The 26344-nt window shown below is 64.1% G+C and carries 27 protein-coding genes and 1 tRNA gene; 11 read left to right on the forward strand and 17 right to left on the reverse strand.

Features of this window, described 5'->3' with window-relative positions; all coding sequences use genetic code 11:
* Positions 1–59 precede the first annotated feature (59 nt).
* The 3 genes from gltB to B7449_RS02060 all read right to left on the reverse strand — a co-directional run bounded on the left by gltB (position 60) and on the right by B7449_RS02060 (position 7108).
* Positions 60–4589 (reverse strand): glutamate synthase large subunit, encoded by a 4530-nt coding sequence (gene gltB / locus B7449_RS02050; protein WP_373321495.1) that lies wholly within the window; start codon positions 4587–4589, stop codon positions 60–62.
* 5 nt (positions 4590–4594) lie between these two features.
* Entirely contained in the window at positions 4595–6049 is a 1455-nt protein-coding gene (locus B7449_RS02055) for an NAD(P)-dependent oxidoreductase (protein ID WP_039732762.1), read from the reverse strand.
* 165 nt (positions 6050–6214) lie between these two features.
* A complete protein-coding gene (locus B7449_RS02060; RefSeq protein ID WP_039732760.1) occupies positions 6215–7108 on the reverse strand; it encodes a complex I NDUFA9 subunit family protein in 894 nt (297 codons plus the stop codon).
* Between the two features lie 224 nt (positions 7109–7332).
* Between B7449_RS02060 and B7449_RS02065 the strand changes: the two genes are divergently transcribed.
* The 7 genes from B7449_RS02065 to hpf all read left to right on the forward strand — a co-directional run bounded on the left by B7449_RS02065 (position 7333) and on the right by hpf (position 13141).
* A tRNA-Leu gene (locus B7449_RS02065) sits at positions 7333–7419 on the forward strand.
* Positions 7420–7674: 255 nt separating this feature from the next.
* Positions 7675–8322 carry a ribonuclease D gene (locus tag B7449_RS02070; protein WP_039732759.1) on the forward strand — a complete coding sequence of 216 codons (648 nt, stop codon included), beginning with the start codon at positions 7675–7677 and terminating at the stop codon, positions 8320–8322.
* A 52-nt stretch (positions 8323–8374) separates the two neighbouring features.
* Positions 8375–9427 (forward strand): KpsF/GutQ family sugar-phosphate isomerase, encoded by a 1053-nt coding sequence (locus tag B7449_RS02075; protein ID WP_039732758.1) that lies wholly within the window; start codon positions 8375–8377, stop codon positions 9425–9427.
* On the forward strand, positions 9424–10164 hold the full coding sequence (gene lptC, locus B7449_RS02080) for an LPS export ABC transporter periplasmic protein LptC (protein WP_039732757.1): 741 nt from the start codon (positions 9424–9426) through the stop codon (positions 10162–10164). Before B7449_RS02075 ends, lptC begins: the two co-directional genes overlap by 4 nt.
* Positions 10164–11456: an LptA/OstA family protein gene (locus B7449_RS02085; protein ID WP_039732756.1), complete on the forward strand. Its 1293-nt coding sequence runs from the start codon at positions 10164–10166 to the stop codon at positions 11454–11456. Before lptC ends, B7449_RS02085 begins: the two co-directional genes overlap by 1 nt.
* Positions 11453–12232: an LPS export ABC transporter ATP-binding protein gene (gene lptB, locus B7449_RS02090; RefSeq protein ID WP_039732755.1), complete on the forward strand. Its 780-nt coding sequence runs from the start codon at positions 11453–11455 to the stop codon at positions 12230–12232. The genes B7449_RS02085 and lptB overlap by 4 nt, the downstream gene beginning before the upstream one ends.
* Positions 12233–12514: 282 nt before the next feature.
* A complete protein-coding gene (gene hpf / locus B7449_RS02095; RefSeq protein ID WP_039732754.1) occupies positions 12515–13141 on the forward strand; it encodes a ribosome hibernation-promoting factor, HPF/YfiA family in 627 nt (208 codons plus the stop codon).
* Between the two features lie 114 nt (positions 13142–13255).
* On the opposite strand, the gene B7449_RS02100 is transcribed toward hpf, so the two are convergent.
* The gene (locus B7449_RS02100) at positions 13256–13510 is read right to left on the reverse strand and encodes a DUF1150 family protein (RefSeq protein ID WP_039732753.1); all 255 of its coding nucleotides are present in this window, start codon (positions 13508–13510) and stop codon (positions 13256–13258) included.
* A gap of 84 nt (positions 13511–13594) precedes the next feature.
* Entirely contained in the window at positions 13595–14068 is a 474-nt protein-coding gene (locus B7449_RS02105) for an Hsp20 family protein (RefSeq protein ID WP_082084723.1), read from the reverse strand.
* A 218-nt stretch (positions 14069–14286) separates the two neighbouring features.
* Here B7449_RS02105 and def point away from each other — a divergent pair, with 218 nt between their 5' ends.
* The 3 genes from def (at position 14287) to truA (ending at position 16656) form a co-directional block, all read left to right on the forward strand.
* Positions 14287–14829, forward strand: a complete 543-nt coding sequence (gene def, locus B7449_RS02110) for a peptide deformylase (protein WP_010513806.1) — start codon at positions 14287–14289, stop codon at positions 14827–14829.
* A 77-nt stretch (positions 14830–14906) separates the two neighbouring features.
* Positions 14907–15842: a methionyl-tRNA formyltransferase gene (gene fmt, locus B7449_RS02115; protein ID WP_039732751.1), complete on the forward strand. Its 936-nt coding sequence runs from the start codon at positions 14907–14909 to the stop codon at positions 15840–15842.
* Positions 15843–15903: 61 nt separating this feature from the next.
* Positions 15904–16656 carry a tRNA pseudouridine(38-40) synthase TruA gene (gene truA / locus B7449_RS02120; protein WP_199858340.1) on the forward strand — a complete coding sequence of 251 codons (753 nt, stop codon included), beginning with the start codon at positions 15904–15906 and terminating at the stop codon, positions 16654–16656.
* 74 nt (positions 16657–16730) lie between these two features.
* On the opposite strand, the gene B7449_RS02125 is transcribed toward truA, so the two are convergent.
* The 9 genes from B7449_RS02125 to rpmH form a co-directional block, all read right to left on the reverse strand.
* The gene (locus tag B7449_RS02125; RefSeq protein ID WP_199858338.1) at positions 16731–17378 is read right to left on the reverse strand and encodes a hypothetical protein; all 648 of its coding nucleotides are present in this window, start codon (positions 17376–17378) and stop codon (positions 16731–16733) included.
* The gene (dapE, locus tag B7449_RS02130; protein WP_048883177.1) at positions 17378–18550 is read right to left on the reverse strand and encodes a succinyl-diaminopimelate desuccinylase; all 1173 of its coding nucleotides are present in this window, start codon (positions 18548–18550) and stop codon (positions 17378–17380) included. The genes B7449_RS02125 and dapE overlap by 1 nt, the downstream gene beginning before the upstream one ends.
* Before the next feature lie 8 nt (positions 18551–18558).
* On the reverse strand, positions 18559–19407 hold the full coding sequence (dapD, locus tag B7449_RS02135) for a 2,3,4,5-tetrahydropyridine-2,6-dicarboxylate N-succinyltransferase (protein ID WP_039732749.1): 849 nt from the start codon (positions 19405–19407) through the stop codon (positions 18559–18561).
* A gap of 142 nt (positions 19408–19549) precedes the next feature.
* The gene (argB, locus tag B7449_RS02140) at positions 19550–20455 is read right to left on the reverse strand and encodes an acetylglutamate kinase (protein WP_039732748.1); all 906 of its coding nucleotides are present in this window, start codon (positions 20453–20455) and stop codon (positions 19550–19552) included.
* Between the two features lie 69 nt (positions 20456–20524).
* Positions 20525–21151 carry a ribosome biogenesis GTP-binding protein YihA/YsxC gene (gene yihA, locus B7449_RS02145; RefSeq protein ID WP_082084727.1) on the reverse strand — a complete coding sequence of 209 codons (627 nt, stop codon included), beginning with the start codon at positions 21149–21151 and terminating at the stop codon, positions 20525–20527.
* Between the two features lie 54 nt (positions 21152–21205).
* On the reverse strand, positions 21206–22969 hold the full coding sequence (yidC, locus tag B7449_RS02150) for a membrane protein insertase YidC (RefSeq protein ID WP_039732747.1): 1764 nt from the start codon (positions 22967–22969) through the stop codon (positions 21206–21208).
* Positions 22969–23265, reverse strand: coding sequence for a membrane protein insertion efficiency factor YidD (gene yidD / locus B7449_RS02155; protein WP_025437582.1), 297 nt, complete (start codon positions 23263–23265; stop codon positions 22969–22971). The genes yidC and yidD overlap by 1 nt, the downstream gene beginning before the upstream one ends.
* Positions 23262–23612, reverse strand: a complete 351-nt coding sequence (gene rnpA / locus B7449_RS02160; protein WP_039732746.1) for a ribonuclease P protein component — start codon at positions 23610–23612, stop codon at positions 23262–23264. The genes yidD and rnpA overlap by 4 nt, the downstream gene beginning before the upstream one ends.
* Positions 23613–23690: 78 nt before the next feature.
* A complete protein-coding gene (gene rpmH / locus B7449_RS02165; protein ID WP_010507731.1) occupies positions 23691–23825 on the reverse strand; it encodes a 50S ribosomal protein L34 in 135 nt (44 codons plus the stop codon).
* A 152-nt stretch (positions 23826–23977) separates the two neighbouring features.
* Here rpmH and B7449_RS02170 point away from each other — a divergent pair, with 152 nt between their 5' ends.
* Positions 23978–24205 (forward strand): hypothetical protein, encoded by a 228-nt coding sequence (locus tag B7449_RS02170; protein WP_167335732.1) that lies wholly within the window; start codon positions 23978–23980, stop codon positions 24203–24205.
* An 18-nt stretch (positions 24206–24223) separates the two neighbouring features.
* On the opposite strand, the gene gloA is transcribed toward B7449_RS02170, so the two are convergent.
* Genes gloA through lpxA form a run of 3 tightly spaced genes read right to left on the reverse strand, consistent with a single transcriptional unit; the run spans position 24224 to position 26334 of the window.
* On the reverse strand, positions 24224–24613 hold the full coding sequence (gene gloA / locus B7449_RS02175) for a lactoylglutathione lyase (protein ID WP_010513819.1): 390 nt from the start codon (positions 24611–24613) through the stop codon (positions 24224–24226).
* Positions 24614–24626: 13 nt separating this feature from the next.
* Positions 24627–25493, reverse strand: a complete 867-nt coding sequence (locus B7449_RS02180) for an LpxI family protein (protein WP_039732745.1) — start codon at positions 25491–25493, stop codon at positions 24627–24629.
* Complete coding sequence (lpxA, locus tag B7449_RS02185; RefSeq protein WP_039732744.1) at positions 25483–26334, reverse strand: acyl-ACP--UDP-N-acetylglucosamine O-acyltransferase; 852 nt, start codon at positions 26332–26334, stop codon at positions 25483–25485. The genes B7449_RS02180 and lpxA overlap by 11 nt, the downstream gene beginning before the upstream one ends.
* Positions 26335–26344: the final 10 nt, after the last annotated feature.

The following is a 26344-nucleotide window of genomic DNA, read 5'->3' on the forward strand; positions in this document are numbered from 1 at the left end:
AGCCGGACAATCCTGCCCGGCTCCATCACGCACATATAATAGGGAAATCAGCCCCGCATTCAGGCGCCACGCGCCATGGCGGGAGCTTCGAACCCGATCACGCGCGCATATTCCTTCGGCACGACATGCCAGAAACGCGGCAGGGTCCTGTCCCAGTTATGCAGCAGCAGTTCGGCATAACGGCTGCCGGTTTCACGGGCATGGGTTTCCACCTGTTCACGCAGCATGGCTTCCCATTTCGGGTCCTGCACCCGGCACCACATGACCGTATCGGGATTGACCCGTTCGGCGAACGTGCCGCTGGCGTCATAGACAAAGGCCATGCCGCCGGTGAAGCCCGCGCCGAAATTGTCGCCAATTTCACCCAGGATCACCACCGTGCCGCCGGTCATATATTCACACCCGTTCGAGCCACAGCCCTCGACCACGGCCGTTGCACCGGAGTTGCGCACCGCGAAGCGCTCACCCGCCTGCCCCGCCGCATACAGCGCGCCTGCGGTCGCGCCGTACAGGACGGTATTGCCGACAATCGCGTTCTCGTTCGATACAAGGCTGGAAGATGGCGAGGTGCGGACCACGATGGTCGCCCCCGACAGCCCCTTGCCAACGTAGTCGTTCGCATCGCCCAGCACCTCAAGCTTGAGGCCCTGCACCGCGAACGCGCCCAGCGACTGCCCCGCCGAGCCACGCAGCCGCACCGTCAGGTGGCCCGGCGCCAGCGTGGCCATGCCGAACTGCCGCACGATCAGCGAGGAAATGCGCGTGCCGATGGCGCGATGCGTATTCTGCACGTTGTACTGCAGCTGCATCTTCTCGCCATGGTCGAACAGCGGGCGCGCATCGGCGATCATCTGCGCATCCAGCGTCTCGGGCACCTCGTTGCGGCCCTCACGCGTGCAATAGCGGCCATAGGGGCCGGGATCGGCCTGCGCCAGCAGCGAGTTGAGGTCGAGGTCATCCAGATAATCCGCGCCACGCAGCACCTGGTGCAGCAGGTCGGTGCGGCCGATGATCTCGTTCAGCGAGGTGAAGCCCAGCGAGGCAAGGATATTGCGCACGTCCTCGGCAATGAAGGAGAACAGGTTGATCACCTTCTCCGGCGTGCCTTCGAACTTGCGGCGCAGTTCATCATCCTGCGTGCACACGCCAACGGGGCAGGTGTTGGAATGGCACTGACGGACCATGATGCAGCCCATGGCGACAAGGCTGGCCGTGCCGATCCCGAACTCTTCCGCGCCCAGCATGGCGGCGATCACCACGTCACGCCCGGTTTTCAGCCCGCCATCGGTGCGCAGCTTCACCCGGTGGCGCAGGCGGTTGAGCATCAGCACCTGATGCGCTTCCGCCAGCCCCAGTTCCCACGGCATGCCCGCGTATTTGACCGAGGACTGCGGGCTTGCGCCCGTGCCGCCGGAATGGCCCGAAATCAGGATCGCATCCGCCTTGGCCTTCGCAACGCCTGCCGCGATCGTGCCGATGCCCGAACGCGCGACCAGCTTCACGGTCACGGTGGCCTCGGGGTTGATCTGCTTGAGATCGTAGATGAGCTGGGCCAGATCCTCGATCGAGTAGATGTCGTGATGCGGCGGGGGCGAGATCAGGGTCACGCCTTCCGTCGCATGCCGCAGCTTCGCGATCAGGCCGGTGACCTTGAAGCCGGGAAGCTGCCCGCCCTCACCCGGTTTCGCACCCTGCGCCATCTTGATCTCGATCTCGCGGCAGTCGTTGAGGTACTGCGCGGTCACGCCAAACCGGCCCGACGCGATCTGCTTGATGGCGGATGACGCGTTATCGCCATTGGGGCGTGGCTTCGCGCGCGCCGGGTCCTCACCGCCCTCGCCCGAATCGGACTTGGCGCCAATGCGGTTCATGGCGATCGACAGCGTCTCGTGGGCTTCGGGGCTGAGCGCACCCAGCGAAATGCCGGGCGCGATCAGGCGCTTGCGTAGTTCGGTAATGCTTTCGACCGATTCCACGGGGATGGGCGTGCGCCCGCCACGGAAATCCAGCAGGTCACGCAGGGCAACCGGCGGCAGGCGGCGCACGGCGTCCGCATATCGCTGATAGACCGAAAAGCTGCCGGTCGAGACCGCCGTCTGCAGCATATGGATCAGGTTGCCGTCAAACGCATGCACTTCGCCGCTGCGGCGCAGCTTGTAGCGACCACCGACAGACAGCGTTTCCACCTGCCGGTTCCATGCCTTGTGGTGGAAGCTCAGCACATTGCGCGCGATGCCGGTCAGGCCGATGCCGGAAATGCGCGAGGGCATGCCGGGGAAGAATTCCGCCGTCAGCGCGCGCGACAGCCCGATGGCCTCGAAATTGTAGCCGCCACGATACGACGCCACGATGGAAATGCCCATCTTGGACATGATCTTCAGCAGGCCCTTGTTGACCGCCTTGCGATACCGCTCCACCGCCTCGCTCAGCGTCAGCTTGCCAAACAGGCCACGACGGTGGCGGTCGGCAATGCTTTCCTGCGCCAGGTACGGGTTGACCGTGGTCGCCCCCACCCCGATCGTCACCGCGATCGCATGCACATCCAGCGCACCCGCCGAACGGACGTTCAGCGAGGTGAACGTGCGCAGCGACTGGCGCACAAGGTGCGTATGCACCGCCGCCGTCGCAAGGATCATGGGAATATAGGCGCGATCACCCGACTGGTGTTCATCCGTCAGGAAAACATGGGTGCAGCCCTGGCGCACGCGGTCCTCGGCTTCGGCGCGGATGCGCGCGATCGCGGCGCGCAGGCCCGCTTCCCCGTCCGCGGCAGGAAAGGTGCAGTCGATGGTGCAGGCATTTTTGCCACAGAAATCGGCCAGCGCCTGGAATTCGCCCGTGGTCAGCACCGGAGAGGGAAGCTGCAGCAGGTCGCACTGGCTTTCGCTTTCCTCAAGGATGTTGCCAAGGTTGCCAAGGCGGGTTGCCAGACTCATCACCCGCGTTTCGCGCAGGCTGTCGATGGGCGGGTTCGTCACCTGGCTGAAAGCCTGACGGAAGTAGTGCGCAAGCCCGCGATAACGGCTGGACAGCACCGCCAGCGGCGTATCATCGCCCATCGACCCGATGGCTTCGGACGCATTTTCCACCATCGGCTGCAGGATGGTTTCAAGGTCTTCCAGCGTCAGGCCAACGGCAAGCTGGCGGCGACGCAGGGTTTCGGCGTCGTACAGCACGGGCTCGCTGCCATCGGGGCGGACAATGCTGGAGATTTCCTGGGTCCGCTTCACCCAGGCCGAAAAATCCTGCCGGCCCGACAGTTCATCGAGCAGTTCCTCGTTGCTGTAGAGCTTCGCGGTTTTCAGGTCGAGGGCCAGCGACTGCCCCGGCCCGAGGCGGCCACGGCTGACGATTTCGGCCTCTGGCACCTTCACCATGCCGGTTTCGGAACCCACGATCAGCAGGCCGCCATTTGTAATGGTGTAGCGCAGCGGACGCAGGCCGCTGCGGTCAAGGCCCGCGACCATCCACCGCCCGTCGGTGGCGCACAGGGCGGCCGGGCCGTCCCACGGTTCCATCACGGCGTTGCAGTAGGAATACATGTCCTTGTGGCGCTGCGGCATGGCGGAATTGCCGCCAACGCTGGCCGGGATCATCAGGCAGCGCGCCATGGGCGCGTCACGCCCGGCGAAGGTCAGCAGTTCGAACACGTTGTCAAAGCACGCCGTGTCCGACCCCTGCGCCTGCACCACGGGCTTCAGGTCATCCATGTACGGGTCAAGGATGGGATCGGCCAGGCGGGTCTCGTGGCTTTTCATCCAGTTGACGTTGCCCGAAATGGTGTTGATCTCACCATTATGGGCCAGCCTGCGGAACGGCTGCGCCAGCTTCCATGTCGGGAAGGTATTGGTCGAATACCGCTGGTGATAGATGGCGAAACGGCTGACGAAACGCGGGTCGAGCAGGTCGGGATAGAATTCCGTCAGGTGTTCGGCCAGGAACATGCCCTTGTAGATCAGCGACCGGCACGACAGCGAACACACATACAGGTCGACCTGATTGGCGATCGCACTTTTTTCGATCCTGCGGCGGATCACATACAGATCGCGCTCGAATTCGTCTTCCGTGCTGCCGGGCAGGTTGCGGATCAGGATCTGCTCGATCTCGGGACGGGTTGCGTTGGCCTTTTCCCCGATGCAGTCGGTGTTGATGGGCACCTGACGCCAGCCATAGATGCTGTAGCCGAAGGCGAGGATCTCGCTTTCGATGATCTGTCGGCAGCGTTCCTGTGCCGCGATATCGGTCTTGGGCAGGAAGATCATCCCCACCGCGATCTGGCTGTCCACGCCGCTTTCCGCGCCACCGGCATGGATCGCGTCGGCAAAGAAGTCCTGCGGGATCTCGACATGGATGCCCGCGCCATCGCCGGTCTTGCCATCGGCATCGACAGCGCCACGGTGCCACACGGCCTTCAGCGCCGCGATACCGGCTTCCACCACGTCGCGGCGCGGCCTGCCATCCAGTGCCGCAACCATGCCCACGCCACAGGCGTCATGTTCATCGGCGGGGCTGTACAGGCCGGAAATGGCCTGTGCATTGTCTTCCCATTCCTGCACGAAATCGGTCGGCTGGTGTTCAAACTGGTCCATCATGCTTACTCCGCCACCTCGGCCCGTGCGGCCGTCATTTCCTCAAGCCATGCATGCATCTGCGCTGCCGCGTCGCGCCCGTCGCGGATGGCCCATACCACCAGGCTGGCCCCGCGCACGATGTCACCCGCCGCAAAGACGCCCGGCAGGCTGGTCATGAACGTTTTCCGATCCACCATGAGCGTGCCCCAGCGCGAGACTTCCAGCTCCGGCTGGCCCCACAGCGTGGGCAGCGGTTCGGGATCGAAGCCCAGCGCCTTGACCACCAGATCCGCCTCCAGCGTGAACGCGCTGTTTTCCACCGGTTCGACCGACTGGCGGCCGCTGGCGTCGGGCAGGCCCAGCTTCATGCGGCTGGCGCGCACGCCGCTCACACTGCCTTCGCCCTCGAACGCCTGGGGGGCGGCGAGCCAGACGAACTCGACACCCTCTTCCTCGGCGTTCTTCACTTCACGCACCGAGCCGGGCATGTTGGCGCGGTCGCGGCGGTACAGGCACTTCACCGACTTCGCACCCTGCCGGATGGCGGTACGCACGCAGTCCATGGCCGTGTCGCCACCGCCAATCACCACGACCGAGCGGCCTGCCGCGTTCAGCTCGCCACTGTCATATTCCGCAACCGTATCGCCCAGCGAGACGCGGTTGGACGCTGTCAGGTAATCCAGCGCGCGCACGATGCCACCCAGCCCCGCACCGGGACCGCCAATATCGCGCGACTTGTACACACCCGTTGCGATCAGCACGCCATCATGGCGCGCGCGCAGGGTGGAAAACGCAATGCTGTCCGCGCCATCCGCATCACCAACGCCCTTGCCCAGATGGAACTGGATGCCGGAGTCCAGCAGCAGCCTGTGGCGGCGCAGGACAATGTCCTTTTCCAGCTTGAAACCGGGGATGCCATACATAAGCAGGCCGCCGATGCGGTCGTAGCGGTCATAGACATGGACCTGATAGCCCTGCTCGCGCAGCTGGACCGCAGCGGCGAGGCCACCGGGACCGGCGCCGATGATGGCAACGCTTTCATCGCGCTCGGCCACCGGCTTCACCGGCTTCACCCAGCCATTATCGAAGGCGGTATCGGTAATGTAGCGTTCGACCGCGCCGATGGTGACGCTTTCGAATCCTTCCTCGATCACGCAGTTGCCTTCGCACAGGCGGTCCTGCGGGCAGATGCGGCCACAGATTTCGGGGAAGGTGTTGGTGGCGGACGACAGTTCGTATGCCTCCTCCATCCGTCCCGCCGCCGTCATCATCAGCCAGTCAGGGATGTTGTTGCCCAGCGGGCAGTGCACCGAACAGAACGGCACCCCGCACTGCGAACAGCGCGAAGCCTGCGTTTCGGCCTTTGCAGGCACGAATTCGTCATAAATCTCGTTGAAGTCCCTGCGGCGCGCCTCGGCAGGCCGTTTGTCCGGCTGCTCCTGCGCCACAGAGACGAATTTCAGCATGCGCTCGGCCATCGGTCTGCCCCTGGTCTGCATAATGGAAGGACGCCGTGGGCACGCGACACATACCCGCAGCGAGGGACAGACCTACGCAACCCCCCGCATGAATAAAAGACAGTAGTACTGACCTTATTCAAAGAAAACGCCAGAAATTCCCGAAAATCCGAAGTTCGGGGACCATCACCCCATAACCAGCCCCATGGGGGACGGGGTAATGCCCAGCATATCCAGCGTGCGCGCGCCGGGAGCCACGACGTTATCGACATACAGCAGCCGGACCTGGTCGCGCGTCAGCACATGGCCGGGCAGGCGCTCCAGCACAGCCCCCTGAAGGGTGGCAAGCCAGCGCGGCACTGCGAATAACGGGCGCGGATGGCCGCCCCACCGCGCCGCCCACGCCACGATGTCGCGCATGGTCAGGACCTTCGGGCCGCCGAATTCAAAAATGGCCCCCGCCATGTCCGCCCCTGTTGCGATGCGGACCAGACCTTCGGCCACATCCCCCACCCAGACCGGCTGGAACCGTGTCGCCGCCCCGAAGACCGGCACGATGGGCATGAACCGCGCCATGCGCGCGAACATGGCCGGGATGGGGCCGTCCACGCCAAAGATCAGCGATGGCCGCACGATCACGGCTTCGGGCATGGCGCGGCTGACCGCGCATTCCCCCTCCGCCTTGCTGCGGGCGTAGGCGGAGGGGCTGCTGACCTGCGCCCCCAGCGCCGAGACATGGATCAGGCGCTCCACCCCCGATGCCGCGGCCAGTCGCGCCACGCGCCCGGCCCCTTCCACATGGATGGCCTCGAACGTCCCGGCACCATGGGGGGAGAGGATTCCCACAAGGTTGATGACCACCTCGCTCCCCTCGATCGCGGCAACGCAGGCCGCCTCGTCCATGATGGAGGCGACGACAGGCACCACCTGTCCCACATCGCCCATCATCCGCAGCGTTGCCGCCTTCCCCGCCGTGCGCCCGACCACGCGCACCACATAGCCCACGCGCGCCAGACGCCCCACCACGGACCGCCCCACAAATCCGGCCCCGCCAAATACCGTCGCCACCTTACGCGTCATAGCCTGCCCCCATCTGTGGCGCATGATTGCGCTGCCTGCCGTTTTCCCATTTTCCAGCCACGCCAGACAGTCAATTCTTCCCCTGCTGCCGGGACGCGCCGGGCGGAAAAAAGAAAAAAATGCGCCTGATTTCAAAAAAATGCATTTCCCCTGTTGACCGTACCGCCGGGCCGGACTAAACACCCCTCACACCACCCCGGCGGCCTCCGCTGGGGAGCCTCTGAGCCCAGATGGCGGAATTGGTAGACGCGCAGGTTTCAGGTACCTGTGGCCGCAAGGTCGTGGAAGTTCGAGTCTTCTTCTGGGCACCATCTCTTTATAAAAAATGATAACACTCCCCTCCGGGGACGGACAGGACAGCCCATTCGGGACTGTCCCGTTATCTTTTTGTCTGTCTCCCCGCGCAAATTGGTGTAAACCGCCCACGACGACCTGAACTTCACGGGCAGGCCAGCATCCCCCGTCCGGGATACGGATGGGACTGCGACACAACGGATCGCCTTCCTTGCGGTTGCGTTCCAGACCTGCCACCGTGATGCCGACCATCGTGACGGAGCATTTTTTATATGGCTGCAAGCCCGGCCCCCGACGCCATCCACTTCCATCGCGGCGACCTGCCGGCCGGGGTCACGTTTCCCGGCGCCGTAGCCGTTGATACGGAAACAATGGGCCTGAACCCGCACCGGGACCGGCTGTGCCTGGTGCAGCTTTCCGCCGGGGACGGCCATGCCCACCTGGTACAGATGCCGCGCGGCGTCACGGCGACGGACTGCCCCAACCTCGTGCGCGTACTGACCGATCCCCAGCGGCCCAAGCTCATGCATTTCGCCCGTTTCGATGTTGCGATCCTGCAGCATACCCTTGGCATTACGGTTGCGCCGAACATCTGCACCAAGATCGCCTCCAAGCTGGTGCGGACCTATACCGACCGTCACGGGCTGGCACATCTGTGCCGCGAACTGCTGGGCGTGGAACTGAGCAAGCAGCAGCAGACATCCGACTGGGGGGCACCTGATCTGACGCCCGAACAGCTGGCCTATGCCGCGTCCGACGTGCTGTACCTGCATGCGCTGTGGGAAAAGCTGGAAGCACTGCTGCACCGTGAAAACCGCCGTGAACTGGCGCAGGCCTGTTACGATTTCCTTCCAACCCGCGCGCGTCTGGATATTCTGGGATACGAGGATCCGGATATTTTCGCGCATCGCGCAGCCTGATAATGGTTCCCGCGTTTGACCGGGACCCATTTCACGACAATACAGACCCGGCATGAACAGCAGCCTTTCCCCCTCCCTCCCCGCCATTGCAGAAAGCATGTCGCAGGCCCATGCCCGCATGCTGAGCGAGGCATGCAGCGTGCTGCGCACCGAATCCGCCGGCCTGCAGGCCATGATCGCGGCGATGGAAGACTCCGGCCCCGATGGGCGAACGGGACTGGGGACGGCCTTTGTCCAGGTGGTCGACCGCATCCTGGCGGACAACATGCGCGTGGTGGTGACCGGCATTGGCAAATCGGGGCATATCGGGCGCAAGATCCAGGCGACCCTTGCCTCCACCGGCACGCCTTCCATTTTCGTGCATCCGGCCGAAGCATCGCACGGGGACCTGGGCATGCTGCAGCGCGGGGATGCGGTGCTTGCCATTTCCAATTCCGGCGAAACGAAGGAAATGGCCGACATCATTTCCCATACCCGCCGGTTTGGCATGCTGCTGATCGCCATGACGTCGGTCCCGGGGTCCACGCTGGCGCGCACGGCCGATATCGTGCTGCCGCTGCCGCATACGCCTGAAGCCTGCCCCAACGGGCTGGCCCCTACCACCAGTTCCACCATGCAGCTTGCGCTGGGCGATGCGCTGGCCGTCGTGCTGCTGCAGCGCCGCAGGTTCAGCGCCAGCGATTTCGGCATCTTTCACCCCGGCGGCCGGCTGGGGCCGCAGCTGCGCCGGGTCAGTGAACTTATGCATACCGGCGACGCCATGCCGCTGGGCCCGGCCGGCATGCCGCTGCGGCAGGTCATCATGGAAATCACCCGCAAGGCCTTTGGCTGCATGGGGGTGGTCGACGCGGGCAACCGCCTGACCGGCCTGATTACGGACCGCGACCTGCGTCTTGCGCTGGAACAGGACCTGGACCACACCTGTGCCATCGACATCATGAATGCCAAGCCGCAGACCATTGGCCCCGACGTGCTGGCGGCGGAAGCACTGCGCATCATGAACGACCGGCCCCGTCCCATTTCCAGCATTTTCGTGCTGGACGGCAACGACCATCCCGTCGGCATCCTCCACCTTCATGACCTGCTTCGTGCTGGCGTTGCATGACCGATCAGCCGGACGATAACAGGGACGACGGGACCGATCCCAACCAGATCCAGCGTGAGGACTACGCCCGCAGCGCGGCCGACATCGAACGCCAGCGCAGCATATTCGACCAGTCAACCCGTACGCGCCTGCTGCCCAACGCCGCCGACCTCGCACGGCGGCAGGCGATCATGCGGTCCGCCAAATGGATGCTGCCGCTTCTGGCGCTTATCCTGCTGGGGTCCATCGCGGCATGGCCCGCGGTGCAGCGCGCGGTCATCATGCATACCGGCACAATGGCGCAGATGAGCCATGTGCGCGTGAAAAGCGGCAGCATGCTCAACCCCACCTATCGCGGGCTGGACGATCATGGCCGTCCCTACATGGTCACGGCGGACGAGGCGCGCCAGATTTCATCCGAACGGATTGACCTGAGCAACCCCGCCGCCGATACATTGATGGATAATGGAAACTGGATGTATGTCACCGCGCGCGATGGCGTCTATATCCAGCATGCGCAGATTCTGGACCTGACGCATGATGTCACGGTTTACCGCAATGACGGGACCCTCATGCTCAGCCCCTCGGCCGATGTGGACATGCGCCACAACATCATCGTCACCGACAGCTGGATCCATGGCGAAGGCCCGATTGGCGAAATTGACGTACAGGGCGGCATGCTGGACACACGCGGCGGTATCATGCTGTTTCGCGGGCCGGGCCGCATGATCCTCAACGCAGCGGAAAGATCGAACTGATGGCGCGCGTAACATTCCGCCTGTCGCTTGGCGGCGTCCTTGTTGGGCTGGTGGCGGCACATCCCGTCATGGCGCAGGGGCTGGACATGTCCCATGGGCAGCAGATCAATGTCACCGCCGCCGGTGGCTTCGACTGGGACCAGAACGCGCAGACCGTCACGGCCTATGACCGCGCGCAGGCCATCCGTGGCGACATGACCGTGCGGGCGGACCGGCTGATCGCCTTCTACCGCAGGAAGGCCGCAACCGCCCCGGCCGGGCAGGGCGCACCCGCCACGCCGCAGGCCACGGACCCAAGGCCGCCGGGGGCCGATGCGCCACTGGCGGCCCATCTGGGGGTCGCCCCGCCGCCGGAAACGCGCCGCCCCCACATAACGGATGACGGATCGCAGGCCACGGACAGCACGACCGCAACGGCCAGACCACCCGCGCCACCAACAACACCTGCCACCCCCACCGGCGCCGACCCTGATGTGGATACCAGCCTGACCACCACATCCGACACGCTGCCACAGGACATGCCCACGCCCGATGCGCCGGCACCCGCGGGCGCGCCCGGCGGGCCTGCAGCCACCGGAACGGGCACCGCTGCAGGCGGTGGGGACGCCAACGGTGCCGGTGGCGGCGCGAGCGAGGTCTACCGCCTGGAAGCCATTGGCCATGTCCATGCCTTCAACATGAATGACCAGGCATGGGGGGACCATGCGGTGTATGACGTAGACCAGGCCATTCTGGTCATGACCGGCCAGCATCTGAAGATGACCACGCCGCAGGACATCCTGACCGCGCGCGACGTGCTGGAATACCATTCGCACGACCACATGTCGGTCGCCCGTGGCAACGCCACCATGACCACGAATGACGGGCGGCAGCTGCGCGCGGACGTACTGGTCGGATATGACAGGCCAAAGGCGCAGCGCAGCCATCCGCGCCACGAATGGGATGCAACCCATCCCGATGGAAAAAGCCCGTCGGACAACGCCGATGTTGATGACCGTCCCGCGCCCGGCGCGGGAACGATCGACCATGTCGACGCCTTCGGCCATATCGTGATCCGCACCCGCACCGAGACCATAACCGGCGACCGGGGCGTGTACGTGCCCGATACAGGCATTGCCCGGCTGGTTGGCAACGTGCATATCACCCGTGGGGAAAATCAGGTCAGCGGCACATCCGCCATCGTGAACATGCATACCGACATCGCGACACTGACCGACAACCCCGGATCACGGGTGAGCGGCCTGGTCATTCCGAACCAGGCGGGCAAAGGTGACAAGGGATCTGCACGATGAACACGACATCCCCGGTGGAACAGTCCACCACCGAACAGCCGGTTCCCCCACCGGAAACGGGGCTGATCGCCAGTGGCATCGGCAAGAGCTACAAGAAACGGCAGGTCGTGCGCGATGTTTCGCTACAGGTCCAGCGTGGCGAGGCCGTGGCCCTGCTGGGGCCGAATGGCGCGGGCAAGACCACCAGCTTCTACATGATCGTGGGACTGGTGCGCCCGGACATGGGCACCATCACGCTGGATGGCGCGGACATCACGCAGCTGCCGATGTACCGCCGCGCCCGGATGGGCATTGGCTACCTGCCACAGGAATCAAGCATTTTCCGTGGCCTGAATGTTGAACAGAACATCATGGCGGCCCTGGAGATCGTTGAACCCGACCGCGACCGGCGGCAGACGATGCTTGATGGCCTGCTGGGGGAATTCGGCATTACGCGGCTGCGGCATTCCTCATCCCTCGCCCTGTCGGGGGGGGAACGGCGGCGGCTGGAAATCGCCCGCGCGCTGGCCAGCCAGCCGCACTACATCCTGCTGGACGAACCGCTGGCCGGGATCGACCCCATCGCGGTGGGCGAAATCCGTGACCTTGTGGCCCACCTGAAGGATCGTGGCATCGGCGTGCTGATTACCGACCATAACGTGCGCGAGACGCTGGAAGTGATCGACCGGGCCTACATCATGCACAGCGGGCAGGTGCTGACAGAAGGCAGGCCCGAGGAAATCGTGGCGAACGAAGACGTGCGCCGCGTCTATCTGGGTGAAAAATTCACGCTATAGACCCTTATGCGCGCACCCTGTGCGGCGGGACGTGCATGCAAGGGGCTGATCATCGGAAAAGCTGTGGGCTTTCATGCAACGAAGGCATGGACAGCGGCACTGCAACCATGCCCAAATACACCCGTTCGGGACCATGTGCCCGACTGGTACAACGCAACCGCCACCAGAACGCAGCCCGCATGGGAGCAGGATCGTCCCCAAGGATTCATGACAACTGACTGAACGACGGTATCCCGTCTCCCGCATGCGACTGCGTTGTGATCATGTAAGGAGTTACCCCTTATGCACATCAGTGTTGCCGGAAAGCAGATCGACCTGTCCGATGCCCTGAAACACCGGGTAAGCGCCCATCTGGACCGCATTTCGGAAAAATATTTCGGGCAGGCCATGGAGGCCCGCGTTACCTTCAGCCGCGCGCGTTCGTTCTTTACCTGTGACATCAACCTGCATGCCACGCGCGGCCTGACCCTGCGCGGCGAAGGCGAGGCGGCGGACGCCCATTCCGCCTTTGACGATGCAGCCGAACACATTGCCCGGCGCCTGCGCCGCTATCACCGCAAGGCCACCAATCACGGCCACCTCAAGGTCCGCCAGCAGGTGCCCGAAATGGGCCGCGGTTACGTCCTGCGTCCCGGCATGGCCGACCCCCTTGCCGCAGACAGCGAAGACAGCGCCGCCGAGGATGAGGATGCATCGCTGCCTCCCGCAGGCCCTTACGCCACCATCATTGCCGAACACCCGACCGAAATCCCGGCCCTGAGCGTAAGCGAGGCCGTCATGCGCCTTGACCTTGCAGACAGCCAGATCCAGCTTTTCCGCAACATCAAGACCGATACCATCAACGTGCTGTACCGCCGACCCGACGGCAATATCGGCTGGCTTGACCCGTCCATGCGTCAGGCGGGCTGACACGACAGGCCGGTTCGCGCCCCGCCGCGCGAACTGGCGACACCCAGCAACGCAAATGGCCCTGCCCCGCAAACCGGGACAGGGCCATTGCCTTATGGACTGTAATGAAAGGCGTTAGTGCAGCGGTACCGGCATCATTTCGTGCTGGAGGATGGCGTTGATGGCGGTTTCCCGGTCTTCCGTCACCGCCATGGGGGTTCCGTCGGCCGCGTGAATGGCGAATGCGTCCTCGCCCTCGACTTCCACCTCACGGATGTAGGCCACCGATTCCATGCCCAGACCGCGCAGTTCCGACGTACTGATGACCGGGGCCACATTCACCGCATCATTCTGCAGCAGCACCCGACCATTCTGTGTTGTGACTCTCATCGCGTTATCTCCTGCATCATCAAGGGACGACCGTCCCTTTCCATCTGCATCGCAATACAGGCCGTTCCATTACGGCGTACGCTGTTATTCCTCGTCAATCACCCTCACCATACGTTGCTTGCGTCCGGCGGGTACGTCCACCACGGGCGCGACACGATCGCGCGATGGGGACGCCGGCGCACGCCCGATCTCGATCTTGCGCACGCGCACTTCAGGCTGCGGGCGGGCCAATTCGATATGCAGCAGGCCGTTATCCATCCACGCGCCGCCGACCTCGATTCCCTCGGCCAGAACAAACGCCTTCTGGAACTGGCGGGCGGCAATGCCACGGTGCAGGAATATCCGTCCCTGACCGTCGTCACTCTGCCGGCCGCGAATGACAAGCTGGTTGTCTTCCTGTGTAATGTGCAGGTCTTCCATGACAAACCCCGCCACCGCCAGCGTAATGCGCAGGGTCGTGGGACTGACCTGTTCTATATTATAGGGCGGATACCCGTCCGACGCATTTTTCGATGCGCGTTCAAGCATCTGCTCCAGATGGTCAAACCCGAGGAACATGGGTGACCCGAAAACTCTACCCGACAAATCGGCCTCCTCTGCTGCGAGCGAGACAAGAAACGGAAAAAAAACGGACCCGAAACAGCATCCGCTCCCCGTCCCTTCACGATATGGGAGAATAATAGCCATGCGCAAGGGGAGGACTTCGTGCCCGCGCCATGGCATTTTGGCCGCCTCCCCTCTGGCATCGCGTGTGGGGACACGCTAAATGGCAGTCTATGATTGATCATGATGTCATCGCTCAGGCGACCCCCATGCCGATCCTGGTCGCACCCCAGGCGGTCCTGCGCCAGAAAACCCGCCTTGTCCGCCCCGAGGACATGGACGAACTGCGCACCATCATCCCCCGCATGTTCGCCGCCATGTACCAGGCGCCCGGCATTGGCCTTGCCGCCCCGCAGGTGGGCCTTGGCATGCGGTTCGCCATTGTGGACGTGGCCGACAAGGATGAGGCGCGCAACCCGCTGGTGCTGATCAACCCCGAAGTGATCGCCGAGACGGACAGCATGGCCGTGCGCGAGGAAGGTTGCCTGTCGCTGCCCAACCAGTATGCCGAAGTCATCCGCCCCGAAGCCGTGCGCGTGCGCTATCAGGACATGGATGGCAAGGCGCAGGAAATCGAAGCCGATGACCTGCTGGCCACCTGCCTGCAGCACGAGATCGACCATCTGGAAGGCATCCTGTTCGTCGATCACCTGTCCGCGCTCAAGCGCAACATGATCATGCGTCGTCTGGCGAAGGAACAGCGCCAGAAGCACTGATCGCCCACCGCGATCACCCCGCCGGACCCCACGCGCGCCAGACGGGTTCCGGCCCAGCCTGAACGGACTCCACCAACATGCGACTGGCCTTCATGGGCACGCCCGATTTCGCGGTGCCCGCCCTGCGTGCCCTGCATCAGGCCGGGCATGACATCGTAACCGTCTACAGCCAGCCGCCCCGTCCTGCCGGACGCGGGAAAAAGCTGCGCCCTTCCCCCGTGCAGGTCGCGGCGGAAGAACTGGGCATACCCGTGCGCACGCCCCGGTCGCTGCGGCGCGACATGGCGGAACAGGCGTATTTCCGTGACCTGAAGCTGGATGCGGCCGTAGTGGCGGCCTATGGGCTGATTCTGCCTGTGGAGATGCTTGACGCCCCCACCCGTGGCTGCCTGAACATCCATGCCAGCCTGCTGCCGCGCTGGCGCGGTGCCGCCCCCATACAGGCCGCCATTCTGGCTGGTGACAGCGAAAGTGGCGTCACCATCATGCAGATGGATGCGGGGCTGGATACCGGCTCCATGCTGCTGCGTGACCATGTGGCGCTGACCGGTCACACCACCGCCACCACCCTGCATGACGACCTTGCCGCCATGGGCGGGCGGCTGATTGTTGATGTCCTGAGCCGACCCGCCTTTCCCGGCACGCCGCAGCCTGATACCGGCGTGACCTATGTCCAGCGGCTGAGCCGTGAAGACGGGCGCATCGACTGGACCCGCCCCGCCACCGACATTGACCGGCAGGTCCGCGCCCTGACGCCATGGCCAGGCACGTTCACCATGCTGGAAGGGCAGGTCATCAAGATCGGGGCCGTCAGTCCCGCGCCGGACATGACACGGGCCACAGCCGGCACGGTAGTTGATGACCGCCTGCTGGTGGCCTGTGGCGGGGGCACGACGCTGCGCATCACACGCCTGCAGCGCCCCGGACGCGGCATGATGGACGCCGCCGATTTCCTGCGTGGGCAGGCCATAATCCCCAACACGCGCTTCGGGGTGGAGACGCCCGGTGACTGAAACCCCGCCCGCGCGTCCTGGTGATGCCGCCCCGCCATCGGTCTGCCGGTGGGCGGTGCTGATGGAATATGACGGGCGCGGCTTTGTCGGCTGGCAGCGCCAGCAGGGGGATCACCTGATCTCGATACAGGGCCTGCTGGAAGATGCCGCAAGCAACCTGACAGCCGGGCGCACCGTTCGCAGCATCACCGCAGGCCGCACGGATGCGGGCGTGCATGCCAGCGGGCAGGTCGCGCATCTGGATTTCCCGGCCGATGTCACGCTGTCCAGCGCCACGGTGCGGGATGGGCTGAATTTCTATATGAAGCCGCACCCGGTTGTCGTGCTTATGGCGCGCCCGGTCCTGCCGCACTGGAATGCGCGTTTTTCAGCCTGCTCACGCGCGTATCGCTACCGTATTCTCAACCGCCCGGCCCGTCCGGCACTGGAAGAAGGCCATGTGTGGCATGTCCGCGCGCCGCTGGATGCGGATGTGATGCACAGCGCCGCCCAGTCGCTGGTGGGACGGCATGACTTCACGTCCTTCCGTGCCTCGGCCTGTCAGGCCCGCAGTCCGGTGCGCTCGCTCGACCGTCTGGATGTCCGGCGCGAGGGCGCATATGTCGTGATCGAAGCCGAAGCCCGGTCCTTCCTGCATCATCAGGTGCGCAACATGGCCGGGACACTGAAACTGGTGGGGGAAGGCCGCTGGGCGCCCGAACGGGTCGAGCAGGCCCTTGCGGCCCGCGACCGCCGCGCGGGCGGTCCGACCGCACCGCCGGAAGGGCTGTGCCTGACTGGCGTAGGCTACCAGGAAAATCCCTTCAGCCGCTGACCTGTGCAGCCGTCAGGGCATAACCGGCAAACGTTTTTGAAAACAAGGCGGCACCCGACAACTTTCATGTTTAATCAGTGGGCAGCGCCCTGCCCCTGCTGCATCAGCAGGGGATAGAGGAATTCATGCCACGCGCGCTGGTTGGGAGACATTACCCCGACCACTGCTGACAGCAGCCCAAGACTGCCCAGCACCGCCAGTACCAGCACCACTGCCTGCCCCCGCCGCAGCAGCAGCCCGACGCGGGCGACATACCATGTCAGCCACAGGCTGTAACCGAACTCCACTCCGTTCAGGATCATCGCCCCCGTGCTGGATTCCAGCAGCCTGGGCGACGCAAGCGCCATGAGCAGCGCCACCACCAGCCCTACGAACAGCGTGACCCAGTCCGTCCACCATGCGGCCGTGATGTAGCGCAGCCACAACCCTTCGCGCTTCCACCGTCGCGCCAGCGCATGGGTGACAATGGCGGGCAGCAGGATCAGGCATAGCGCGAACAGCACCTTCACCCCACTGATCGCCTGCGGCGCGGTACCAATGGTCAGTCCGCCACCCACCAGCCACAGTGCAAGGCGGGGCGCCAGCGCCGACAGCACGGAATCACGCGTATTGCCAAAATAGGCGATCCCTTCCGGGCGGCCCCGTCCCAGCAGCAGCATCCCCTTGAGGATCATGCCCAGTCCGGGTGAATTCGGCTCGGGCGATGTGCTGCGATCAGACATTAACGCATTACCTTTTCAAGAAAGCCGGTATAGATCGCTGTCAGCTGCTTCAGGTCCGACAGGCTGACATGCTCGTCCGTCTTGTGCATGCTTGCCCCAACCAGCCCGAATTCCGCCACCGGGCAGTACCGGCTGATAAAGCGGGCATCCGACGTGCCGCCACCGGTATCCAGCCTGGGCACGTGGCCGGTTACCGCCCGCACGCTCGCACGCAGGGCTTCCACCGGGGCGCCGGGCTCGGTCAGGAAGGATTCACCGCTGATGGATATGCCGATTTCAGCCTTCGGCGCATGCCGCGCGGCCACGGTCCGGATCCAGCCGGCAAGGTCGGCACCGCTATGCAGGTCATTGAAGCGGATGTTCAGCCGGGCCGCGGCGCTTGCGGGAATGACATTGGTGGCCGTATTGCCCACGTCAAGGCTGGTGACCTGCAGGCTTGACGCCTCGAACCATTCGCTGCCGACATCCAGCGGGGCCGCCGTCAGTTCCCCCAGCAGCGCCAGCAGGCGGTGAACCGGGTTGTCCGCCCGATGGGGATAGGCCACATGCCCCTGCGTGCCATGCACGACAATATGGGCGTTCAGGCTGCCACGACGGCCGATCTTGATGACTTCGCCCATCTCGCCGGGATTGGTGGGTTCCCCCACAAGGCAGAAATCGGGAATCTGGCCCTCGGCTTCCATCCATTCCAGCACACGCACCGTGCCGTTGGTGGCGGGGCCTTCCTCATCACCCGTGATCAGCAGGCTGATCGATCCCTGCGGATGCGCCGTCCTGTCCAGATACAGCCGGACGGCGGCGACAAAGGCGGCGATGCCCCCCTTCATGTCGCACGCGCCCCGACCGAACAGGACGCCATCATGGATGTCCCCGCCAAAGGGATCATGCGCCCATGACGCCACATCCCCCACCGGCACGACATCCGTATGCCCGGCGAAACACAGATGCGGGCGCCCGGTACCCAGGCGGGCGAACAGGTTGGGGGTCCGCGCCGCCCCGTCACCAAACGGCAGCAGCTTTACGCTGAAACCGATCTGTTCCAGCACGCGGGCCAGCGCGGTAATGCCGCAGCCATCATCGGGGGTTATGGAAGGACAGCGGATCAGGTCACGCGCAAGGGCGACAACGCCGCCGGGGTCCTGTTCCGTATCCGCGATTCCGCCATTCCCCATGATGCCGCTCAGCCGCGCAGCAGGTCGTTGATCGAGGTCTTGGAGCGCGTGCGTTCATCAACGCGCTTGACGATCACCGCGCAGTCCAGCGACGGCAGCGGCCTGCCATCGGCGCTGGTGGCCTGACGCGGCGGCAGCGTGCCGGGCACGACCACGGAATAGGCCGGAACACGGCCCATGAAGACCTCACCCGTGTTGCGGTCGACAATCTTGGTCGATGCGCCAAGGAACACGCCCATGGACAGCACGCTGCCGCGTTCGACCACGACACCTTCGGCCACTTCCGAACGCGCGCCGATGAAGCAGCCGTCCTCGATGATGACAGGGGCCGCCTGCAGCGGCTCCAGCACGCCACCAATGCCCACGCCGCCGCTGATGTGGCAGTTCTTGCCGATCTGCGCGCAGCTGCCGATCGTGACCCACGTGTCGACCATCGTGCCGCTATCGACATACGCACCAGCGTTGACGAAGCTGGGCATCAGCACGACACCCGGCGCGATGAACGCGGAACGGCGCACGATGGAGCCCGGCACCGCACGGAAGCCCGCAGCGGCGAACGCCGCCTGGTCCCAGCCCGCGAATTTCAGCGGCACCTTGTCATAGCTGGGCGCACCCGCGCCGCCGCCTTCAACAATCCGGTTGTCATTGAAACGGAAGGACAGCAGCACGGCCTTCTTCAGCCATTCATTGACAGTCCAGCCATCCGCGCCCGGGGTCGCGACGCGCAGCTTGCCTGAATCCAGCGCCAGCAGCGCCGCCTCGACGGCATCACGGTCCGCGCCGGTTGTCGCGGTGGACAGCGTCTCGCGACGCTCCCACAGGGCCTCGATCTGGCTCTGGAGGGATGTATCGGTCATATTTGCAAAATCCTGTCTTGGGCTGACTGTCCCGGCGGGTCATGCCGGGGGCCTTCGGTATTGAATCGCCTGCGGACCATGCGGAGGATCAGGGGCAATGTCAACGCAATGCCCCTGCCCACATTACCCGATCCGGCGCGGTTTACCCACCCCGGATCAGCGTGCCCGGTCCGGCTTCCGTAAACAGTTCCAGCAGGCAGGAATGCCGCACCCGGCCATCAAGGATGACGGCAGCCTTCGCACCGGCACGCACGGCCTCGAGGCAGGTTTCGACCTTGGGGATCATGCCGCCCGAAATCATGCCGCTGGCAATGCCGCGACGGGCATCTTCCGCCGTCAGTTCCGGGATCAGCCTGCCATCGCCATCCAGCACGCCGGGCACGTCCGTCAGCATGAGCAGGCGGCTGGCATTGACCGCGCCCGCAATGGCGCCGGCCGCCGTATCGGCATTGATGTTGTAGGTTTCACCCTGCTCGCCCGCGCCAATGGGGGCGATCACCGGGATCAGCCCCGAACCGGACAACGCATAGATCACGCGCGGGTCGATGCGGGTGGGTTCCCCCACGAAACCAAGGTCCAGCAGGCGGTCGGTCTCGATACCGGCTTCACGCGCGCGGCGCTGGAGCCTGCGGGCGGAAATCAGGCCGCCATCCAGCCCCGAAATGCCAACCGCCAGCGCACCGGCCCGGTTGATCAGGCCCGCGACCTGCTTGTTCACCTTGCCACCCAGCACCATCTCGATCACATCGATCATGGCGGCGTCGGTCACGCGCAGGCCGTCGATGAAGGTCGACTCAATCTGCAGCCGCCTGAGCATCGCGCTGATCTGCGGGCCACCGCCATGCACCACGACCGGGTTGACACCCACCTGCTTGAGCAGCGCGATATCATGGCCAAACGCCGTGGACAGCGATGTATCGACCATCGCGCTGCCGCCATATTTGACGACAACCGTGTCCCCCGCATACCGACGCAGGTAAGGCAGCGCCCTGGCCAGAACCTCGGCCCGTACCTGCGCCTCCTGGTCGCCCGATTGCGTTCCTGTCATCCGAACGTTCCCTTCGCTCCTGACTGCTGAATACCATGGCCCATGGGTGGGGCCAGACGTATGGCCGCCTTATACCGGATTGGCCAGCCGTGCGAGTTCCGCACGCAGGTCCTCGATCCCCATTCCGGTTTCGCTGCTGGTCGCCAGTACGTGCGGATACGCCGCCGCATGCGTGGCCACGATGCCCGTGACTTCGCGCAGCTTGGCCTCCAGCACGGCAGGCTTGGGCACGTCGCACTTGGTCAGCACGACCTGAAAGGTCACGGCAGCCCGGTCCAGCAGCTTCATGATTTCCTGGTCGGTCGCCTTGACTTCCACCCGGCTGTCCAGCAGCAGCACCACGCGGCGCAGCGTCGGCCTGCCACGCAGGTAGGAAAACATCATGCCCTGCCAGTCTTCCTTGACCGCCTTGGCCGCCTTGGCAAAACCATAGCCGGGCATGTCCACCAGCGTCAGCCGGTCAGCCAGTTCAAAGAAATTGAGCTGCTTGGTCCGTCCCGGTTCGGACGATGCCCGCGCCAGCGCCCGCCGCCCGGTCAGGGCATTGATCAGGCTGGACTTGCCGACATTGGACCGCCCCGCGAACGCGATTTCCGGCAGCACGGGATCGGGTAGCTGACCAAGCTTCTGCGCGCCGAACACGAAGTTGAATTCGCCAGCGAACAGCACGCGACCGATTTCACGGTCGCGTTCCATTTCTTCCGGTGTCGGCGCAGAGGAGGAAAATTCCACCATCATGGTCCCCGTAAGTTATTTCTTCCCGGCCGGAAGCTTCGGCTTCGCCGGTGCCTTGGCGGCGGGCGTACCCCTGTTCATCCGGCGCTGGATCAACGTCTGCTGCGCCATGGTCAGCAGGTTGTTCCAGCAGTAGTAGATCACCAGTCCCGATGGCTGGCGCGCCATGAAGAACGTGAAGATGATCGGCATGAACTGGAACATCTTCTGCTGTGCGGGGTCCGCCGCCGGTGCCGGATTCAGGCGCATCTGGGCGAACATGGTCAGCCCGAACGCGATCGGCCACAGGCCAAGCTGGAGCATGGGGGAGATGACCGACGGATTCCACGGGATCAGCCCGAACAGGGTGAACAGGTTTGTCGGGTCAAAGGACGACAGGTCATGAATCCAGCCGAAGAAGGGCGCGTGCCGCATCTCGATGGTAACGTACAGGTCCTTGTACAGACACCAGAACACCGGGATCTGCAGCAGCATGGGCAGGCAGCCGCTAGCCGGGTTGACCTTTTCCTGCTTGTACAGTGCGATCATCTGCTGGTTCAGCGCCATCTGGTCGTCTTTATACCGCTCACGCAGGGCTTTGATCTTGGGCTGGAGCTGCCGCATCTTGCCCATGGAATGGAACTGCTTGGTCGCCAGCGGGAAGAACAGCGCCTTGACCAGCAGGGTGAACGCCATCAGCGCCAGACCGAAATTGCCCAGCATGGTGTTCAGCCAGTCCAGCACCGTAAAGATCGGACGGGTCAGAAAGGCGAACCAGCCGAAATCGACCGCTTTCCAGAAATCGGGGATATGCAGGCTGGATTCATATTTTTCCAGCAGCGGCACTTCCTTCGCCCCGGCAAAGACGTGGCTGGCGGTCGTCGCATCGCCCCCGGCAGCAACGACCAGCGGCGCGCGCGCGGTGAAACCGACATCATAAATGCCCCTGTCCCCGCCCGTGGGCTGATAGGCATAGGTGCCCGCTACATCGCTATCCTGCTGCGGAATGACGGCGGACAGCCAGTATTTGTCGGTAATCCCGGCCCAGCCGCCCTGACCTGCCTTGGTCCAGGCGATATTGCCCGGCGGCACAGCACCCTTGCGCAGGGATTTGTAGGAACTTTCATCCAGCTTGTGATCAATGACGGAAATCGGCCCTTCATGCACAAGGTAGCCGCCGGTCTCAACCGGGGTATAGGCCCGTTCCACACGGGAGAACGGATACAGCGAAACCGCTTCCCCCCCGTGGTTGATCACCTTCTGCGTGACCGAGAACATGTAGTTCTGGTCAATCGCGATGTTGATCTGGAACACCTGCCCCTGTCCGTTATCCCATGACAGGGTAACAGGCTGTGCCCGGGTCAGGGTATCATGGTCGGCGGTCCAGACGGTATTCGCGTCCGGCACGCTGACATGGCCGCCGCTGACATTGGTCCAGCCCACCTCAACCAGGTTGGGTTCCGCCTGCCCGCGCGGTTCCAGCACACGCACCAGCGGGCTGCCGTCCTTTACGGTCTCATGATAGTTCTTGAGCACGAGGTCATCGAGGCGCGCGCCACGCAGGTCAAGCGAACCATGCACGCGGTCGGCATCAATCGTGACACGCGGATCGGGCTGGCCCGTATCCGCCGGGGCCGCAGCAGCCGTGCTGCTGTCGCCTGCCGCTGGCGCGGGGGCCGGTGCGGGCGTGGGGGCCTGCTGCTCGACCGTTTTATGGCTCTGCTGTGGCAGGAAATACTCAAAACCAACCAGCACCACGGCAGACAGTGCTGTTGCCACCATAAAACGCTTGATATCCATCAGCGACCCGCCAGACTTTTCGTGTTTTTCATGGAGTCATGCATGTCACAGCCGCAGGCCGTGGCGGGAACGGGGTCATGGCCACCCGCATTCCAGGGGTTGCAGCGCAGGATGCGCCAACCCGCCAGCACACTGCCGCGCATGGCCCCATGGCGGGCGATGGCGTCACGTGCGTAATGACTGCATGAAGGAGTGAAACGGCAATGCGCGCCCCATACGGGACGGATCACCAGCTGATACGCGCGAATGACCGCGCGCAGCATATGGGCAGGCAGGCTGATGGAAGACGTACTCACGATTCTTCCTTCACTCCCGCCTTGCGCAGGGCCTTGCGGTAATCGCCCAGCAGGGCATCAAACCGCCGCCCGCATGTGCCAGACCGGCCAATCACCACGATATCGACACCCGTAAGCGCCTGTTCGCGGTCCAGCAGCCGGACCACCTCACGCAGGCGCCGCCGCGCCCGGTTGCGCACGACGGAATTGCCTACTTTCTTGGTTACGGTAAAACCGTACCGGGCAGCCTGCGTGTCACCGCGTTCAAGCGCCTGCAGCACCAGTCCCGGAACGGGGGCCTTGCGGCCCTTGGCCGCAACCCGCAGGAACTCAGCGCGTTTCTTAAGGCGCGTGGACTTATCGGCCACTTTCAGCCGCCCCTTTTGTAGAGACATTCATGGTTCCGGACACACACTGGCACCCGAAACGTACAGACGTCACCTGCCTCAGGCAGAAAGACGCTTGCGGCCCTTGGTACGACGGTTTGCAACAACCTTGCGGCCACCAACGGTTTCCATACGCGAACGGAAGCCGTGGCGACGCTTGCGGACCAGCTTCGAGGGTTGATACGTGCGCTTCACAACGGCACTCCCAGATTGACAATGACAGACAGGTTACGGAATAAATTCCAACAGGCCCCGTACGCTACGGAAACCCTGAGCCGCGCCTTATACTGATGCTTTCGGGCAACGTCAATGCTGCTCCCCTCCCGCACCATAACCGGATGATTTCCATGACCTGCCCTGCACGCGACTCTGCCGCCGCGACCGACGAAACGCTGCGACAGCACATTCACGACATCCGTGGCCACCTGTCCCCCGCCATGCTGCGGGCGGATTCGCTGGCCCTCAGCAAGGACGCACATACGCGGCAGGCGGCACAGGACATCCTGGCCGCACTGGACGCGGCGACCAGGGAACTCAGCGCCATGCGCCGCCTGCTTTCCGCGCGCACGCCATAAGGGACGGCACGCCCGGCCTTAGGGTTTCTGGATCAGTTCGATCTTGTAGCCGTCCGGATCTTCGACAAAGGCGATGAAGGTGGTACCGAATTTGACCGGCCCCGGTTCGCGCGTGACCTTGCCGCCACCTGCGCGGACCTTTTCCACCAGGGCGGTCACATCGGGCACGCCAAGGGCAAAGTGGCCGAATCCGGTACCGACATCATATCCATCATCCTGACCCCAATTATAGGTCAGTTCGATTTCCGCCTGCCCTGCCGCGTTATCGGCATACCCGATGAAGACAAGGGTGTATTTCCCTTCCGGCACGTCCCTGCGGCGCAGTTCACGCATGCCCAGCAACTGGTAGAAATCAAGGCTGGCTTCCAGATTGCGCACGCGCACCATTGTATGCAGGTAGGTTCCCATCTGACATTTCCCTTCAGTCCGTTTTTTTATCTTCGCCACCAATCCCGGTCAGGAACAGCCCGGCCTCATCCGCCATGGCAATGCAGGCGGCAGGATCGGTTATCAGCGTCGCACCGGCTTCAATCGCGATTCCACGCAGGCCGGCAGCCAGGGCGCCCGCAACCGTCCGCGGGCCGATTGTTGGCAGGTCGGCACGACGTTCCTGTTCCGGCTTGGCCATTTTGACCAGAACGCCACCAGGACGGTCGGGTTGCCGCAACCCACCCACGCGTTCCAGCATGCGGTCCGTGCCCTCAAGCGCCTCGACCGCCAGCACGAGCCCGCCCTGCGCCACGCACCCCTGCCCGATATCCAGCCGGCCCAGTTCGCGCACCACCCGACGGCCCAGCATAATATCGGCCCACGCCGCGTCATCAGGGCCGACCGCCCCCATCACGCCGCGACGCGCCAGTGAACCGGACAGGTATTCATGTGCGCCACGGATGATGAAGCCTTCTTCGCCCAGTACGCGCACGATGGCGCCAAGCAGGCCGTCATCGCCAGCAAACAGCGCCTTGCCGATACGGGCCAGAATCCGCGCGCCCGTTGCATCAGGCCGCAGGTTGACAAGGGAGGGCCGCCGCACCGGGCCAATCAGCACAAGGTCACGACAGTGATGTTCATGTAACGCGGACAGGATTTCACCCGCTGCCGCAAGCCGGATCATGCGGTGGGGCCAGTGGCCGATCACCTCGGGCTGGGCAAATCCCTGGAATCCGACAATGAAGACCCGGCCACCGGCCTGTTCCACAGCGCGGGCCACCTGACCGGGCAGCGGGCCACCACCGGCAAGGATACCGACGCATGGCCCCTGCCGGTCGGGTGCCTGTTCAGGCGCCATCGCTCTCGATCATGTCCCCATTCTGGACACGCACAAGGCCACGATGGCTGGGGGCGGCAATGAAATCGAGGATTTCAACCACCCGGGCATCATCGGCATAGGTCTGGCGCACATGCTCCAGCCGGTCCTGAAATACCGCGCTGGTCGCGTGGGCAGCCTTGGGATACAGCGCACGGAACGCCTGACGCATGCGCCGGATCTCGTCTGGCTGCACCCCATTGCGGCGAAGCCAGATCCAGTGCAGCCCCACCAGCCGCGCCCGGTTCCCCAGAACGCTGCCGTACGGAATCACATCAGCTTCCACGCCACAGACACCACCGACCAGCGCCGCATGGCCAATGCGCACGAACTGGTGCAGCGCAGCCGCCCCCATGATGCGGGCGTCATCGCCAATCACCACATGGCCACCCATGACCACGTTATTGACGATAATGACCCCACGTCCCAGCGTGCAGTCATGCGCCACATGGGAATTCGCCATGATCAGGCAGTCCGGACCGATACGGGTCACACCCGTTCCGGTGGCGGTGCCCCGGTGGATGGTCACGTTTTCACGGATAATGGTGCGGGCCCCCACAATACAGGAGGTGGGTTCACCCCTGTATTTCAGGTCCTGTGGCGCCATGCCGACAGTGGTGAAGGGATAGCACACCACCCCTTCGCCCAGGGTAGTGCGTTCATCAACCACCACATGGGAAATCAGTTCGGCATTATCCCCGATTTCGACATCCGGCCCGATCGAACACCAGGGCCCGATACGCACACCGTTCCCGATACGCGCACGGCTGGACACAATGGATGACGGATGGATTTCAGGCGCTTTTCCACGCCGTTCATCCATTTGGGTACCG

Source organism: Komagataeibacter intermedius TF2 (assembly GCF_000964425.1).
Lineage (GTDB): Bacteria > Pseudomonadota > Alphaproteobacteria > Acetobacterales > Acetobacteraceae > Komagataeibacter > Komagataeibacter intermedius.